We start from the raw sequence: 15,727 nt of genomic DNA, 5'->3' as shown, positions 1-15,727 counted from the left end.
TATGCTCGTCATCAAACGCATCCCCATCCCGGCATTGGTCGGCATCGTGCTGACGGCGCTGTTCGTGCTGGCAGCAATTTTTGCGCCGTGGATCGCGCCGCATGGCAATGCCGAGATCGTCAGCGACGTCCCTTGGGAACCGATGTCCGCGGCGCATTGGCTGGGCACCGACAATCTCGGCCGCGATCTGTTGTCGCGCATGATCTACGGCGCCCGCATCACCCTGTTCATCGCGGTGCTGGCGACCGCGCTGTCCTTCTCGCTCGGCGCCATCCTCGGCTTTTCGGCAGCGGTTTTCGGCGGCTGGTTCGACACGCTTCTGTCGCGTCTCGTCGATCTCCTGATGTCGATCCCGACACTGATCATGGCCCTTGTCGTGCTGTCGGTGCTGCCATCCAATCTCGTGACACTGATCCTGGTCATGGGCATTCTCGACTCGACCCGCGTCTACCGCCTGTCGAGGGCGGTCGCCGTCGACATCAACGTCATGGATTATGTCGAGGCGGCCAAGCTGCGCGGCGAAGGCAGCGGCTGGATCATCTTCCGGGAAATCCTGCCCAATGCGCTGTCGCCGCTGGTTTCGGAACTCGGCCTGCGCTTCATCTATGCCGTACTGTTCCTGTCGACGCTGTCCTTCCTCGGGCTTGGCGTGCAGCCGCCGGACGCCGATTGGGGCGGCATGGTCAAGGAAAACAAGGATGGCATCGTCTTCGGCATAGGCGCCGCCCTCATTCCGGCGGCGGCGATCGCAGCGCTGGCGATTTCCGTCAATCTCGTCGCCGACTGGGTGCTCAACCGCACGACAAGCCTGAAGGGAGGACGCGGGTAATGGCTGACAAGCAACCGAAGCCCGGGCAACCGAAGCCCGGGCAACCGAAGCCCGGGCAACCAAAGTCCGGCGTGCTGCTCGACATCCGCAATCTGCGCATCGAGGCCACGGTATATCCGCCGGGTGAGGCGCCGAAGAACATCGTGCTGGTGCACGATGTCTCGCTGACGCTCGAAAAGGGCAAGGTGCTCGGATTGATCGGCGAGTCCGGCGCCGGCAAATCGACCATCGGCCTGTCGTCGATGGGCTACGGCCGCGGCGGCGTGCGCATCACCGGCGGCGAGGTCATCCTCAATGGCCGCGACATCTTGAAGGGCGGCAACGAAGGGTTTCGCAAATTGCGCGGCCGCGAGGTCTGCTATGTCGCGCAATCGGCGGCAGCCGCCTTCAATCCGGCGCACAGGCTGATGGACCAGGTGGTCGAGGCAGCACTCCTGCACGGCACGGCGACGCGGGCCGAAGCCGAAAAGCGCGCCGTGGCGCTGTTCAAGAAGCTCAGCCTGCCGAATCCCGAAAGCATCGGCGAGCGCTTCCCCCACCAGGTGTCGGGCGGTCAGCTGCAGCGCGTCATGACGGCAATGGCGCTGTGCTCGGAACCCGACCTGATCGTCTTCGACGAGCCGACCACGGCGCTCGACGTGACGACGCAGATCGACGTCCTGGCGGCGATCAAGGATGCCATCCGCGACACGCATGTCGCGGCGCTCTACATCACTCACGACCTTGCCGTCGTCGCCCAGGTCTCGGACGAGATCATGGTGCTGCGCCACGGCCGGCTGGTCGAATGGGGCGGCACCCGCCAGATCATCAAGGAGCCGCGCCAGGAATACACCAACGCGCTGGTTTCGGTGCATGAGATCGAACACCAGGAGCAGAAGCCCGGCACGAGCCCGTTCCTGTCGGTCAAGAACATCACCGCCGCCTATGGCCGCAGTCACATCAAGGTGCTGAAGAACGTCTCGGTCGATATTTTCCCCGGCCAGACGCTGGCGGTGGTCGGCGAGTCCGGCTCCGGCAAATCGACACTGGCGCGCGCCATCACCGGCCTCTTGCCGCCCGAACAAGGCACCGTCACCTTCGACGGACGGCCGCTCGCCAACCGGCTTGCCGACCGGCCGAAAGAGGATCTTCGCCAACTGCAGATGATCTACCAGATGGCCGACGTGGCGATGAACCCGCGCCAGACGGTCGGCACCATCATCGGCCGGCCGCTGGAATTCTATTTCGGTCTGCGCGGAAGGCAACGTGACGCCCGTGTCGCGGAACTGCTCGACAAGATCGAAATGGGCAAAGGCTATGTCGACCGCTATCCGGCCGAGCTTTCGGGCGGCCAGAAGCAGCGCGTCTGCATCGCCCGCTCGCTCGCCGCAAAGCCGAAGCTGATCATCTGCGACGAGGTGACCTCGGCGCTCGATCCGCTGGTCGCCCACGGCATACTGGAGCTGCTCCTCGGGCTGCAGAAAGAGGAAAACGTCGCCTATCTGTTCATCACCCACGACTTGGCCACGGTCAAGTCGATCGCCGATTCAATCGCCGTGATGTATCGCGGCGAAGTGGTGCGCTACGGTGCCAAGAGCACCGTGCTGACGCCGCCCTTCGATGCCTATACGGATCTTTTGCTATCGTCGGTGCCCGAAATGGAGATCGGCTGGCTGGAAAAGGCGATCAAGGGACGGCGCATGGCCAGCGCGGGAAATTAGACACTCCGTGGCGCTCGACACAAAACTGTTGCTCATCATCCTCGACGGCGTGCCTTACCGGAACTGGCGACGGCTGATGGGCAATCTCGAAGGCTGGGTGCAATCAGGCGAAGCCCGCGTATGGAAAATGCGTTCCGTGCTGCCGTCGACCTCGGCATCCTGCTATGCCTCGATCCACACCGGCGTGCCGCCGCAAGTGCACGGTATCCTGTCGAACGAGAACCGGTTTCGCGTCGAACAGCCGGACATCTTTTCCGAAGTCAGCAGGGCCGGCGGCAAGACCGGTGCGGTCACCCACTCCTACTGGTCCGAATTCTTCCGGGCCTATCCGTTCGACCTGGTCGAGGACATGGAGTTCGACCAGCCGGGCAGGCCGATCAGCCATGGCCGGTTCCACACCATGACCGGCTACAATGCCAGGAACCAGATGACGCCGAGCGACGTCGACCTGTTCGCGACGTTGACCATGCTGACCAGGCGCTACGGCATCGATTACGGCATCCTGCACAGCTGTACTCTGGACTCGATGGGCCACCGCTTCGGCCATGACTGCCACGAGATGGATCATGCCGTCTATGCAATGGACGCCATGCTCGCCGGCTTCCTGCCGCGCTGGCGGGAAGCCGGCTACGAGGTGATCGTCACCGCCGATCATGGCCAGACCGATCGCGGCCATCATGGCGGCCACGACGAGGAGATGCAGGATTTCGCACTTTACTACTTCGGATCCGGCGAGGGTCCGGAAGCCAGTACGCTGCTCGATCAGTTGCAGCTCGCGCCGACGGTGCTTGCGCGCCTCGGCGTGCCGGTGCCGGCGACGATGAAGGCAAAGCCGTTCCTGAGTTGAGCGCGCGCCCTCTTCTCCCTCTGGCAACGCTCCCGCTCTTCAGTTAGCCTCCGCAGATATACGGGCGGATGCGGTGAACCTTTTTGGGCCGATCAGCGACAGAGCAGGCAGGAGCCAGGCGGCTCGACCGGCGATGACGGCCGCGGAGACCGATCGCGCGCTTGTCGAGCGGGTCGCGAAAGGCGACCGTGCCGCCGTGCGGCTCCTGTTCATGCGCCACCACGCGCGGGTCTACCGCTTCGTGGCACGCCAGACGGGATCGGAACTGATGGCCGACGATATCGCGAACGAGGTGTTCCTCGAACTCTGGCGGCAGGCACCGGCCTTCGAGGGGCGCTCGGAGGTTTCGACATGGCTGCTCGGCATTGCCCGCTTCAAGGCGCTGTCCCTGCTGCGCAAGAAGAAGGAAGACTGGATCGACGACGATGACGCGGCCCAGGTCGCCGACGGCGCCGACACGCCTGAAGTCGTGACGATGAAGGAAGACAAGGCCGCCGCCTTGCGACACTTTATCGATGCCATGCCGGAAGAGCACCGCACGGTGATCGACCTTGCCTATTATCACGGGCAATCGGTGAGCGAGATCGGCGAGGTACTCGGCATCCCGGTCGCAACGGTCAAGACTAGGATGTTCTACGCCCGCAAGAAACTCGGCGAAGCCCTCAAGGCCGCCGGTTACGACAGGGGGTGGCCATGAGCGCCGCTGAAAAGATGTCACGCCGCGACGAAATGGAAATGCTGCTGCCGTTTTATCTGAACGGCTCGCTGGAGGGCACCGAGCTCGAAGCCATCGAGGAATGGCTGACGAGCGATCCGGCGGCGATGGCCGCACTAGGCGAGGCCGAGGCCGAATTCTCCGGCACCGCTGCCGCAAACGAGGCAATCCGCCCGCCGGCCGATGCGCTCAGCCGCTTTGCCAAGGCGCTCGACGCCGAGGCCGGCCCGTCCCGCGCTCCGGCGGCATCGTCCTGGCTGGCGCAAGCCTGGAGCCGCTTCATGGCGGTGCCCGCCGGCGTCGCCTGGGCCGCGGCCGCGGTGCTGCTGGCCCTGGTCGTCGCGCAATCCTTTGTGCAGACCGGCAACAGAGGTGGCGATTTCGAGATTGCCGGATCGGAGGACGATCTGGCCAAAATGCCGTTTGCACTGGTGAAGTTCAAACCGGATGCGAAGCTGTCCGATATCGTCGCTTTTCTCGACCAGAACCAGTTGAAGATCGCTGGCGGGCCGACCGCCGACGGCGTCTTCCGCGTCGGCGTCCCGGCCGAGACCGCCGCCGACTATCAGAAGCTGCTTGGCCTTATCGCCGCCCAGCCTTTCACCGAAGCTGCCCTGGAGGGAAGGAAACCGGCTGATGGCGGCTGAGGCGGTCATTCGATTGACGGCGGCGATGACAATCTTCGCCGCGTCTGCCGTTGCACAAACCAATGATCCTAACCTCACCCAGGCTGAGATCGACTGCCTGAACCGGGGAAATGCTGCCAACGCCGACTGCGCCAAGGATGGCGGCGGCGTGAAGGATGGCGGCAAAGCGCCGGCTCATGGAACGACGGGCGCGGTGTTTCTTCCGGGCTTGATTGTCGACCTGTTCCCCAATCCTGCCGTAGTCACCGAGGCGCCGATACCTCCTGGCAATACTGCAACCCCACCCGCCGTCGCGCCGGCAATACAGGCTGCGGTGCCGGGCGGTGCGGTGGTTGCGCCGACCGATCTTGTGGCAACCGAGCCGCCGCGCGCCGTGACCGGCGATTTCGTGCCCGACGAGGTGCTGGTCACCGTCAATGGCGATGCCGGCGCGGTCCAGCAGATCGCGGCCTCGTTCGGCCTCGAGATACGCTCGCAGCGGCAGTCGCGGCTGCTCGGCAACACGCTGGTGCGCTTCGGCATTCCCGATGGCCGCCCGGTCGGCGTCGTACTGGCACAGCTCGCCGCCGACGGCCGTACTTTGCGGCGTGAGGCCAACCATGTCGGCGGGAATGTGCGCATCGGCGTCATCGACACCGGCATCGACGACGGCAATCCGGCGCTCTCCGGCGTCATCGCCGGGCAGTTCGATGCCATTCCCGACGTGCCGATCGAGGCGCGCGACCACGGCACTTCGGTCGATGGACTGATCGCCGGCACCGGCGCGTTCAAAGGCATGGCGCCGGGCGCCAGGATCTATCATGCCCGCGCCTTCGAGGGCGGCAAGTCGACCATGGACGTCATCCTTTCGGCGCTTGACTGGGCGGCGGAGCAGGATGTCCGCATCATCAACATGAGCTTCGTCGGCCCGAAGAACGACCTGCTCGGCATCGCCTGCCGCAATGCGCGCGCGCTTGGCATCGTGCTGGTTGCGGCCGCGGGCAATAATGGGCCGAAGGCGCCCTACGGTTATCCGGCCGCCTTCGTCGGCGTGATCGCGGTGACGGCCACCGATGCCAAGGACGGGCTGATGCCGCAGGCCAATCGCGGCGCCTACGTCTTCATCTCCGCTCCCGGCGTCGAGATGGTAGCGCCAAGCGGCGCCGGCTCGGACGTGGTGACGGGGACTTCGTTTGCAGCGGCGATCGTGACCGGCGCCGTCGCCAACCTGTTCCATGCCGCACCCGACCGTTCGGCCGACTGGGTCGAGAAAGCACTTGCCGCCACCGCCAGGGATCTCGGCCCCAAGGGGCGGGACAATGATTTCGGCTTTGGCCTGCTGGACACCAAGGCGGCCGAAGCGGCGAAGGAATAGCCCGCTCAGGTCGCGTTTTGCTGAGGACGTAGGAGAAAATAGAATGCGGCGATGTGCGTTATCATCAGCAGCGGTACGTAGATGATCGGGATCGCGTAGGTGGCGCCCAGTTCGCCTGCGCGTGCAGGAAGGCCGATCTGAATGGCGTGGTAATAGTCGACGATGAGGTCGGCCGTCCCCGCGACATTGAAGGCGACGACCAACGGCCAGAAGAGCGGGCGTATCCTCACCGTGAGCAGCGCCAGCATGGCCAGCACGCCAGTCGCGAAATCGCCGTAGGCGGCGAATACGGCGAAGTCGGTGGGCAGATTGGGGCTTACGACACCTGGAACCAGGAAGACGAGCCCGAAGAAGCGGAAGCTGTGCAGCGTGGCGATGGCGCGTTGCGCCGCGACCCGGTCCATCGACCTGAGCCACGGCAAACCGTACGCGCCGAAGCAAAGCAGCCACGCGACGTAGCCGAGAACAAGGTGGGTTTGGAATACCATTTCCGTGGACATTTGGCTTCCTCAACAGTTGATTCACGCGGCTTTAAGCCCGCTACCGCAATTCGACTATCCGGTGTAATCACAACAACCTATGAAGCAGAACTACACAGTCCGACATGGTGCGCTGGAGGGCGTCGAGGCGTTCCTGGCCGTCGCCAGGCGCCTCAGCTTCCGCCGTGCCGCCGCCGATCTCGGCGTGACGCCATCCGCCGTGAGCCAAGCGGTGCGCGCGCTGGAAGCCCGTCTGGGCACGGCGCTGTTCGTCCGCACGACGCGGAGCGTTGGTTTAACCGAGCCTGGCCAGCGATTCCTCGACCGTGCCGGCCCGGCATTCGAAGAGCTTGTCGCGGCCGGCGAGGCCGCCCGCGATATCGGCCAGCGGCCGACCGGTCTGCTGCGCCTGTCTGTGCCCCGCGCTATCGTGCCGCTGATGCTGGAGCCGCTGATCGCGTCGTTCTGCCAAGCCTATCCTGAGATCGAACTGGAGATCGCCGTGAGCGACCAGATGGTCGATCTCGCGACCGGCGGGTTCGATGCCGGCATCCGCCTCGGCCAGCTCATCGCCGCCGACATGGTCGCGGTGCGGCTGACAGCGCCGTTCTCGTTCGTGGTCGTCGGCAGCCCTGACTATCTTGAACGCCACGGCCGTCCCGAGCGTGTCGACGACTTGCGCCACCACGCCTGCTTACGCTTGCGCCGCTCGAATGGCAGCATCGCGCCCTGGTCGTTCATCGACGGCAACGGCGCGATCGAAGCGGTCGTCTCAGGCCCGCTGATCGCGCACGACTATTCGACGTTGGTCGGGGCTGCGTTGCGGGGCGTCGGGCTGGCGCAGACACCGCGACCACTCGCCGAAGGTCTGATAGCCGAAGGAAAACTCAAGTCGGTACTGGACAGCATCGCCACGACGACGCCGGGTGTCTTCCTCTATCATCCCGGCAAGCGCCAAGTCCTGCCGAAGCTGCGCGCCTTCATCGATCACCTCAAATCCGCGGCCTGAGACCAGGACGCACCCGCTGGTGCTGGCCAACAGCCGCCAAGAGTCGACCTTGGTCGTTCAGAGTGATTGAGTTATGCCCCTAGGCAGGTGCGCCGGCGACCGATCCCCTGACCACGAGATCGACCGGCCAGACCTCGCCGCGAGCGCCCTCCTCCAGGCCGGAAATCCGCGCCGCCAGCCGTTCGGCGACGCGTGCGCCGGCCAGGCGGATCGACGAACGTGTCGTCGACAGCGGCACCGAAAAATTTTCCGGCTTCAGCCACGGAAAGACGTCGTCATGGGCGATCAGCGACAGGTCGCCCGGAATAGTCAGGCCGAGATCGCGTACCGCGCGCACCACGCCGAGCGCCATGATCAGGCTGGAGCAGGCGATCGCCGTCGGCGCGTCGCTTTGTTCCAGCAAGCGCCTGGCAGCGCGATAGCCGTTCTCCTCGGTCATGGTCAGCGAACAGACATGCTGATCACGAAGCACCAGGCCGCTCGCCGCAAGCGCGCGGCGCACGCCGCGCTCGCGATGAATGGCGAAGGTCTCGCGATCGTCGCCATTGATCAGCGCCAGACGCCTGTGACCGAGCTGAACGAGTAGCCGCGCCGCCTCGTGGAAGGCGCCCTCATTGTCGATGTCGGTGAAGGGATAGTCGAAATCGAAGCCTTCGCTGCGGCCATGGACGATGAAGGGAATGCCGAGCGTATTGACGAGTGCCACCCGCCGGTCGGCCGGCCTCGGCGAGGAGATATAGACCGCGTCGACCTGCCGGTTGGCGACAATGCGGCGGTACGTCGTCTCCTGGTCGTCGACATCGGCCGGTGACAGCACCAGGTCGAGCTCGTGCGAACGCGCATAGTCGCCGAGGCCGGACAGGAACTCGACGAAATGCGGGTCGATGTCGACCGTCGTCCCCGTCGGCAGCACATAGCCGATCATGCCCGTCTTGCCGGTCGCCAGCCGGCGGGCGCTCGGATTGGGGCGATAGCCGTGACGCTTGGCGGCATCGACCACCCGCCGGCGCGTTTCCTCGTTGACTTCCGGGTACCCGTTCAATGCGCGGCTCACCGTAGTCTGCGAAAGCGCCAGCATGTGGGAGAGCTGCTTGAGGTTCACCGGAGGCCTCCAAACCTCAAAGCGCTTTTAATCTGAATCGAGCTGGCCGCTATGAATCGCCTTGCCGAGCGCAATGACCATACGCACGGTTCGGACCGGTTTGAAGCCGAATTTGCTGCTGCACCGCCAGAAAACTGTGCTGCAGCGCACTTTCGCCGGCACTCGACCGCAGAAATTAAGTCGATTAATTTGGCTTTCTCTTGACTCCGGATCAATTCAGTGGCGAGATCGAAATCACCAAAGCGCTTTGGAAGACTCTACGAAAGGTTGCAGTTCCTTTCCGACTGAGTCACAGTCCTGCAGCGCCGGCGGACGGAATGGAGGTTTCGTTCGGTGTTTGTCACCACTGGGAGGGAATACCGATGAAGAAAATGCTTCTGCTGGGCGCTGCGTTTGCCACGCTTGCGCTCGCCATGCCGGCGCAAGCCGAACTGAAGTTCAAGCCGGGCGAAGATCCCCGTTTCAACTGGGCCAACTACGAGGAGCTCAAGAAGGTCGACCTCAAGGGCGAGACGCTGACGATCTTCGGGCCGTGGCGCGGCGAGGACGAAGGGCTTATCCGCACCGTCCTCGATTACTTCTCCGAAGCCACCGGCGCCGAGATCAAGTACTCCTCGTCGGAGAATTACGAACAGCAGATCGTCATCGACACGCAGGCCGGCAGCCCGCCCAACATTGCCGTGCTGCCGCAGCCGGGCCTGATCCAGGATCTGGCATCGAAGGGCCTTTTGACGCCGCTCGGCGACGACACGGCCAACTGGGTCAAGGACAATTACGGCGCCGGCCAATCCTGGGTCGACCTCGGCACGTTCAAGGACAAGGACGGCAAGCCCGGCTTCTTCGCCTTTCCGTATAAGGCCGACGTGAAGTCGCTGGTCTGGTACTCGCCGGACAATTTCGAGGAAGCGGGCTACAAGGTGCCGAAGACGCAGGAAGAGCTTGCCGAGCTCGAAAAGAAGATCATCGCCGACGGCGGCACGCCATGGTGCATCGGGCTTGGTTCGGGCGGCGCCACCGGCTGGCCGGCGACCGACTGGGTCGAAGACATCATGCTGCGCACCCAGACGCCCGAGACCTACGACAAATGGGTGAAGAACGAAATTCCGTTCAACGATCCGGCAGTGGTCAACGCCATCGACATTTTCGGCAAGATCGCGACCGACGACAAGATGGTCGAGGGCGGCGCCAAGGCGGTTGCGGCGACCGATTTCCGTGACAGCCCGAAGGGCCTCTTCTCGGTGCCGCCGAAATGCTATCTGCACCACCAGGCATCGTTCATCCCGACCTTCTTCCCGCAAGGCACCAAGATCGGCGAGGATGCCGACTTCTTCTATTACCCGCCCTACGCCTCCAAGCCCGAGCTCGGCACTCCGGTGCTCGGCGCCGGCACGCTGGCCATGATCACTAAAGATAGCAAGAGTGCCCGCGCGTTCATCGAATTCCTGAAGCTGCCGCTCGCTCATGAGATCTGGATGGCACAGGGCGGCTTCGTGACGCCGTTCAAGTCGGTCAACAAGGACGCCTATGCTAGCGACGCGCTGAAGAAGCAGGGCGAGATCCTGGCCAACGCCTCGACCTTCCGCTTCGACGGGTCCGACCTGATGCCGGGCAAGATCGGCGCCGGTGCGTTCTGGACCGGCATGATCGACCTGGTCGGCGGCAAGTCCGCCCAGGACGTCGCCACTGACATCCAGAAAAGCTGGGACGCGATCAAGTAAGCGGCCGGCTTGAGTTCCCAATGTGATGTGGTCCGGGCCTCAAACGGCCCGGACCTTATCCGGTGCTTGGCGTCGCGTCGATTGTCGTGAGTACAACGCATTCCGGCATGACGCGCGCCCAGTGACCTGCTTTCCGGCTGGTCGCGCTCCAGACAACTGAATCGGCGCATGATCCCGTCGCCAAAGCCATTCTCGACTGGCGGATCCGTGCGCAGGGGGAGGGACCCATGGCGGCTCAGATTTTTTCGGCGATATTCGTCATCATCATCGGCGTGGGCGGCTGCGTCGCCTATTTCTGGGGCGCCAACAAGGCACTCGACACGATCTTTCCGGCACGCGGCGTTTCCGGCAAGGCGGCGATTAACAATCTGCGCCGGCAGGGGGTGATCCGACCCTGGCTGTTCGTCGGCCCGGCGATGATCATCCTCACCATTTATCTGATCTACCCGGTGGTGGAGACGCTGAGGCTGTCGTTCCTCGATCGCGGCGGCGCCCATTTCGTCGGCTTGGCCAACTATCAATGGGCGTTCGGCGACCGCGAGTTCCGCAACTCGATCCTCAACAACATCATCTGGCTGGCGGTGGTGCCGGCCGCCTGCACCTTCCTCGGGCTGATCATCGCCGTGCTCACCGACAAGATCTGGTGGGGCACCATCGCCAAGAGCCTGATCTTCCTGCCGCTGGCGATCTCGTTCGTCGGCGCCAGCGTCATCTGGAAATTCATCTACGAATATCGCGGCGACGGGCAGACGCAGATCGGTCTGCTCAACGCCATCATCCAGTATTTCGGCGGCCAGCCGCAGGTCTGGATCTCGCTGCCGTTCTGGAACAACTTCTTCCTGATGGTCATCCTGATCTGGATCCAGACCGGCTTTGCCATGGTCATCCTGTCGTCGGCCTTGCGCGGCATTCCGGAAGAGACGCTGGAAGCCGCCGTCATCGACGGCGCCAACCCTTTCCAGATCTTCTGGAAGATCATGGTGCCGCAGATCTGGGGCACCATCGCCGTGGTCTGGACCACCATCACCATCCTGGTGCTGAAGGTTTTCGACATCGTGCTGACCATGACCAACGGCCAGTGGAACAGCCAGGTGTTGGCCAATCTGATGTTCGACTGGATGTTCCGCGGCGGCGGCGATTTCGGCCGCGGCGCCACCATCGCCATCATCATCATGATCGCGGTCATTCCGATCATGGTCTGGAACATCCGCCAGGCGAACAAAGAGACGGAAGGGCATTGAGATGGCCGCGTCGACCGGAAAGTCCTTTGTCAGCCGTTTCGGCGTCCACATCGCCGTCTTCATCTTCGTTGCGATCTGGACGATCCCGACGCTCGGCATTCTGGTCTCGTCGCTGCGCGACAAGGATCAGATCATCGCTTCGGGCTGGTGGAACTCGTTCACCAGTTCCAGCCAGACGGAGGCCGGCCGGCTGCCGCCAGCCTCGGCGCAGGTCGAGAAGGAGGGCAAGTTCGTCCTGCAAGGCAATATCTTCGGCGACGGCCCGGCCCGCAACATCAGCGCCTTTGGCGTCAAGTCGGCCGCGCCGACGCAATATCCCGCCGGCACGACAGCCGATCTCGGCGACGGCGTCACCCTGCAGCTCAATGCCGACGGCAGTTTCGTCATGACCTCGCCGAAGGCTTTCGAAAGCGAACGCGGCCAGCGCGTCTATTACGCCTCGTCGGCGCCGCCGAAATTCACCACCGACAATTACGACACGGTGCTGTTTTCGGAAGGCATCGGCCGCTCCTTCATGAACTCGCTGACCGTCACCATTCCGGCGACCGTCATCCCGATCCTGATCGCCGCGTTCGCCGCCTACGCGCTGGCCTGGATGCGCTTTCCCGGCCGGGCGCTGCTCATCGCCGTCATCATCGGCCTCCTGGTCGTGCCGCTGCAGATGTCGCTGATCCCGCTGTTGAAGCTCTATAACGGCGTCGGCAGCTTCTTCGGCGTGCCGTCGAAGACCTATCTCGGCATCTGGCTGGCGCATACCGGCTTCGGCCTGCCTTTCGCCATCTATCTTCTGAGGAGCTATATTGCCGGCCTGCCACGCGAGATCATGGAGTCGGCGCGTATCGACGGCGCCAGCGATTTCGAGATCTTCGTCAAGATCGTGCTGCCATTGTCGTTCCCGGTGCTGGCCTCGTTCGCCATCTTCCAGTTTCTCTGGGTGTGGAACGATCTGCTGGTGGCGATGGTTTTCCTTGGTACCGAGGGCGACCAGATCGTGCTGACCGCCAAGCTTAATGCGTTGCTCGGCTCGCGCGGCGGCGACTGGGAGATCCTGACGACATCGGCCTTCGTCACCATCATCGTGCCGCTGATCGTGTTCTTCTCGCTGCAGCGCTATTTCGTCCGCGGGCTGCTTGCCGGCTCGGTGAAAGGAGGTTGAGATCATGCAATCCGCTTTGAAGGCCACCCCGAAGCCAGATCTCGCTATAGATCGCGACTGGTGGCGAGGTGCCGTGATCTACCAGATCTACCCGCGCAGCTATCAGGATTCGAACGGCGACGGCATCGGCGACCTCAGGGGCATGATCGGCCGGCTGGCCTACATCGCCTCGCTCGGTGTCGACGCCATCTGGATCTCGCCATTCTTCAAATCGCCGATGAAGGATTTTGGCTACGATGTGTCGGATTATTGCGATGTCGATCCGATGTTCGGCACGCTGGCCGACTTCGACGCGCTGACCGCAGAGGCGCATCGGCTTGGCCTCAAGGTGATGATCGACGAGGTGCTCTCGCACACCGCCGACATCCATCCCTGGTTCAAGGAGAGCCGCTCGAGCCGGAGCAATCCAAAAGCCGACTGGTATGTCTGGGCGGATGCCAAGCCGGACGGCACGCCACCCAATAACTGGCTGTCGATCTTCGGCGGCTCGGCCTGGCAGTGGGACACCAGCCGCCAGCAATATTATCTGCATAATTTCCTGGCCGAGCAGCCCGACCTCAATTTCCACAGCCGCGCGGTCCAGGACGCGCTGCTCGACGTCACCCGCTTCTGGCTGGAGCGCGGCGTCGACGGCTTCCGCCTCGATACCATCAATTTCTATTTCCACAGCCAAGGCCTGGAAGACAATCCGCCGCTGCCGCCCGAGCAGCGAAACGACCAGACGGCGCCGGCCGTCAACCCCTACAACTACCAGGACCATCTCTACGACAAGAGCCGGCCTGAAAACCTCGGCTTCCTCGAACGCTTCCGCGCCTTGCTCGACGAATATCCGGCGACGGCCGCGGTTGGCGAGGTCGGCGATTCGCAGCGTGGGCTGGAAGTGGTGGCGGCCTATACGGCCGGCGGCAAGCGCGTGCATATGTGTTACTCCTTCGACTTCCTGGCGCCGGAGAAGATCAGCGCGGCAAAGGTACGCTCGGTGCTGGAAACCTTCGGCAAGGTGGCCAGCGACGGCTGGTCGTGCTGGGCCTTCTCCAACCATGACGTGATGCGTCCCGCCTCGCGCTGGGCAGCCGGCGAGCCCGACCCGACCGCCTACCTCAAGGTCATCTCGGCGCTGCTGATGTCGTTGCGCGGCTCGGTCTGTATCTATCAGGGCGAGGAGCTCGGGCTCAGCGAGGCCGAGCTCAGCTTCGAGGATCTGCAGGACCCATACGGCATCCGTTTCTGGCCTGAATTCAAGGGACGCGACGGCTGCCGTACGCCGATGGTTTGGGACGGCGCCGCCCGCAATGGCGGCTTCTCGACGGCAAAGCCTTGGCTGCCGGTGCCCAGCAAGCACCTTGCGCAAGCCGTCAACGTGCAGCAGGGCGACGACGGCTCGCTGCTCGAGCACTACCGGCGCTTCCTGGCTTTCCGCCGCGCCCATCCGGCACTGGCCAAGGGTGATATCGAGTTCATCGAAAGCGAGGGCGACACCGTCGCCTTCACCCGCCGCGAAGGCAACGAGCAGATCGTCTGCGCCTTCAATCTCGGAGCAAAGCCGGCCGAAGTCGATCTTGGCGGCCGCTCATTGCAGCCCTTGCCGGGACACGGGTTTTCGGGACAGACTGGCGCCGGCACTATCCGCCTCGGCGGCTACGGCGCCTGGTTCGGGCGTATCGACTGAATTCAAGGAAGAACTGGAGGGTACCATGGCCGATGTCACGCTAAGGCAAGTGAGGAAATCATATGGCAATCTCAACATTCTGCACGGCGTCGACCTCGACATAAAGTCGGGCGAATTCATCGTCTTCGTCGGTCCCTCTGGTTGCGGCAAGTCGACCTTGCTGCGCTGCATCGCCGGGCTGGAGGAGATCACCTCGGGCGAGCTCAAGATCGACGGCGAGATCGTCAACGACGTGCCGCCGTCAAAGCGCGGCATCGCCATGGTGTTCCAGTCCTATGCGCTTTATCCGCACATGACCGTCTACGACAACATGGCCTTCTCGATGAAGATCGGCAAGGAAAGCAAGGCCGAGATCGACAAGCGGGTGCGCCAGGCGGCCGAGATCCTGCAGCTGACCAAATATCTCGACCGCCTGCCCAAGGCGATGTCGGGCGGCCAGCGCCAGCGCGTCGCCATCGGCCGCGCCATCGTGCGCAATCCCAAGGTTTTTCTGTTCGACGAACCGCTATCCAACCTCGACGCGGCGCTGCGCGTCGCCACCCGCATCGAGATCGCCAAGCTCAAGGAGTCGATGCCGGCCACGACGATGATCTACGTCACCCACGACCAGGTCGAGGCGATGACGCTGGCCGACCGCATCGTCGTGCTGAAGGAAGGCCATATCGAACAGGTCGGCACGCCGATGGAGCTCTACAAGCGGCCCGGCAATCTTTTCGTCGCCCAGTTCATCGGCTCGCCGGCGATGAACATCCTGCCGGCGACGATCGACAAGACCGGCAACCCGACGGTCGTCAGCCATGTCGGCGGCCGCAAGGCAACGGTGCCGATCGCAACGCCTGCGTCGGCGAAAGGCGCAGCGGTGAGCTTCGGGGTGCGGCCGGAGGATCTGATGATTGCCACCGGCGCCGACTATTTGTTCGAAGGGACGGTCGATTACGTCGAGCAGCTCGGCGAGGTCCAGCTCGTCTATGTCGACATCGGCCGCGCCGACCTGCCGCTGGTGACCAAGCTGCCGGGCAATGTCGAGATCAAGCGCGGAGCGACACTGCGGCTGACGGCGGACGCCGGAGACCTGCATATTTTCGACGCGGACGGGCGCTCTTTCGCGCTCCATGAAGCAGAAGCAAAGGCGGCTTGAAGCAGGCGTTCTTCCGCCATGCAAGAGACAAGAGCGGCGGGCCTTGGCCCCCGCGGTTGGTGGGGATTGACCGTGGGGCGGTTGAGCGGGGGAGAGGTTGACGGGAAGACGGCACGCCGGGTT

14 protein-coding genes are annotated in these 15,727 nt (G+C 63.7%); 12 read left to right on the top strand and 2 right to left on the bottom strand.

Annotation, left to right across the window (positions count from 1 at the left end; genetic code table 11):
• Position 1: 1 nt before the first annotated feature.
• The 6 genes from NKH59_RS09840 (at position 2) to NKH59_RS09815 (ending at position 6,092) form a co-directional block, all read left to right on the top strand.
• Complete coding sequence (locus tag NKH59_RS09840) at positions 2 to 829, top strand: ABC transporter permease (RefSeq protein WP_352452240.1); 828 nt, start codon at positions 2 to 4, stop codon at positions 827 to 829.
• A complete protein-coding gene (locus NKH59_RS09835) occupies positions 829 to 2,529 on the top strand; it encodes an ABC transporter ATP-binding protein (protein WP_353021644.1) in 1,701 nt (566 codons plus the stop codon). Before NKH59_RS09840 ends, NKH59_RS09835 begins: the two co-directional genes overlap by 1 nt.
• A 7-nt stretch (positions 2,530 to 2,536) precedes the next feature.
• The gene (locus tag NKH59_RS09830; protein ID WP_352995554.1) at positions 2,537 to 3,376 is read left to right on the top strand and encodes an alkaline phosphatase family protein; all 840 of its coding nucleotides are present in this window, start codon (positions 2,537 to 2,539) and stop codon (positions 3,374 to 3,376) included.
• A gap of 133 nt (positions 3,377 to 3,509) precedes the next feature.
• Positions 3,510 to 4,073, top strand: coding sequence for a sigma-70 family RNA polymerase sigma factor (locus tag NKH59_RS09825; protein ID WP_352995557.1), 564 nt, complete (start codon positions 3,510 to 3,512; stop codon positions 4,071 to 4,073).
• Positions 4,070 to 4,738, top strand: a complete 669-nt coding sequence (locus NKH59_RS09820; RefSeq protein ID WP_352469844.1) for an anti-sigma factor — start codon at positions 4,070 to 4,072, stop codon at positions 4,736 to 4,738. Before NKH59_RS09825 ends, NKH59_RS09820 begins: the two co-directional genes overlap by 4 nt.
• Complete coding sequence (locus tag NKH59_RS09815; RefSeq protein ID WP_353021643.1) at positions 4,728 to 6,092, top strand: S8 family serine peptidase; 1,365 nt, start codon at positions 4,728 to 4,730, stop codon at positions 6,090 to 6,092. Before NKH59_RS09820 ends, NKH59_RS09815 begins: the two co-directional genes overlap by 11 nt.
• Positions 6,093 to 6,097: 5 nt before the next feature.
• Here NKH59_RS09815 and NKH59_RS09810 read toward each other — a convergent pair whose 3' ends face one another.
• Positions 6,098 to 6,592 carry a DUF8737 domain-containing protein gene (locus NKH59_RS09810; protein ID WP_352568407.1) on the bottom strand — a complete coding sequence of 165 codons (495 nt, stop codon included), beginning with the start codon at positions 6,590 to 6,592 and terminating at the stop codon, positions 6,098 to 6,100.
• A 79-nt stretch (positions 6,593 to 6,671) separates the two neighbouring features.
• Between NKH59_RS09810 and NKH59_RS09805 the strand changes: the two genes are divergently transcribed.
• Complete coding sequence (locus NKH59_RS09805; protein ID WP_352568409.1) at positions 6,672 to 7,580, top strand: LysR family transcriptional regulator; 909 nt, start codon at positions 6,672 to 6,674, stop codon at positions 7,578 to 7,580.
• Positions 7,581 to 7,659: 79 nt separating this feature from the next.
• Here NKH59_RS09805 and NKH59_RS09800 read toward each other — a convergent pair whose 3' ends face one another.
• A complete protein-coding gene (locus NKH59_RS09800) occupies positions 7,660 to 8,682 on the bottom strand; it encodes a substrate-binding domain-containing protein (RefSeq protein WP_352568411.1) in 1,023 nt (340 codons plus the stop codon).
• Between the two features lie 362 nt (positions 8,683 to 9,044).
• Here NKH59_RS09800 and NKH59_RS09795 point away from each other — a divergent pair, with 362 nt between their 5' ends.
• The 5 genes from NKH59_RS09795 (at position 9,045) to NKH59_RS09775 (ending at position 15,604) form a co-directional block, all read left to right on the top strand.
• On the top strand, positions 9,045 to 10,400 hold the full coding sequence (locus tag NKH59_RS09795) for an ABC transporter substrate-binding protein (RefSeq protein ID WP_352452249.1): 1,356 nt from the start codon (positions 9,045 to 9,047) through the stop codon (positions 10,398 to 10,400).
• Between the two features lie 227 nt (positions 10,401 to 10,627).
• Positions 10,628 to 11,641, top strand: a complete 1,014-nt coding sequence (locus NKH59_RS09790; protein WP_023680221.1) for a carbohydrate ABC transporter permease — start codon at positions 10,628 to 10,630, stop codon at positions 11,639 to 11,641.
• Position 11,642: 1 nt separating this feature from the next.
• The gene (locus NKH59_RS09785) at positions 11,643 to 12,797 is read left to right on the top strand and encodes a carbohydrate ABC transporter permease (RefSeq protein WP_023680222.1); all 1,155 of its coding nucleotides are present in this window, start codon (positions 11,643 to 11,645) and stop codon (positions 12,795 to 12,797) included.
• 4 nt (positions 12,798 to 12,801) lie between these two features.
• Positions 12,802 to 14,466 carry a beta-galactosidase BglA gene (gene bglA / locus NKH59_RS09780; protein WP_352590886.1) on the top strand — a complete coding sequence of 555 codons (1,665 nt, stop codon included), beginning with the start codon at positions 12,802 to 12,804 and terminating at the stop codon, positions 14,464 to 14,466.
• 25 nt (positions 14,467 to 14,491) lie between these two features.
• Positions 14,492 to 15,604, top strand: a complete 1,113-nt coding sequence (locus NKH59_RS09775; protein ID WP_352469836.1) for an ABC transporter ATP-binding protein — start codon at positions 14,492 to 14,494, stop codon at positions 15,602 to 15,604.
• Positions 15,605 to 15,727: the final 123 nt, after the last annotated feature.

This window comes from Mesorhizobium sp. M0998 (genome assembly GCF_040318885.1).
In the GTDB taxonomy this organism is placed as follows: Bacteria; Pseudomonadota; Alphaproteobacteria; order Rhizobiales; family Rhizobiaceae; genus Mesorhizobium.
The sequence above is the reverse complement of the archived record's forward strand: the minus strand, read 5'-3'. Positions and strand labels throughout refer to the sequence as shown.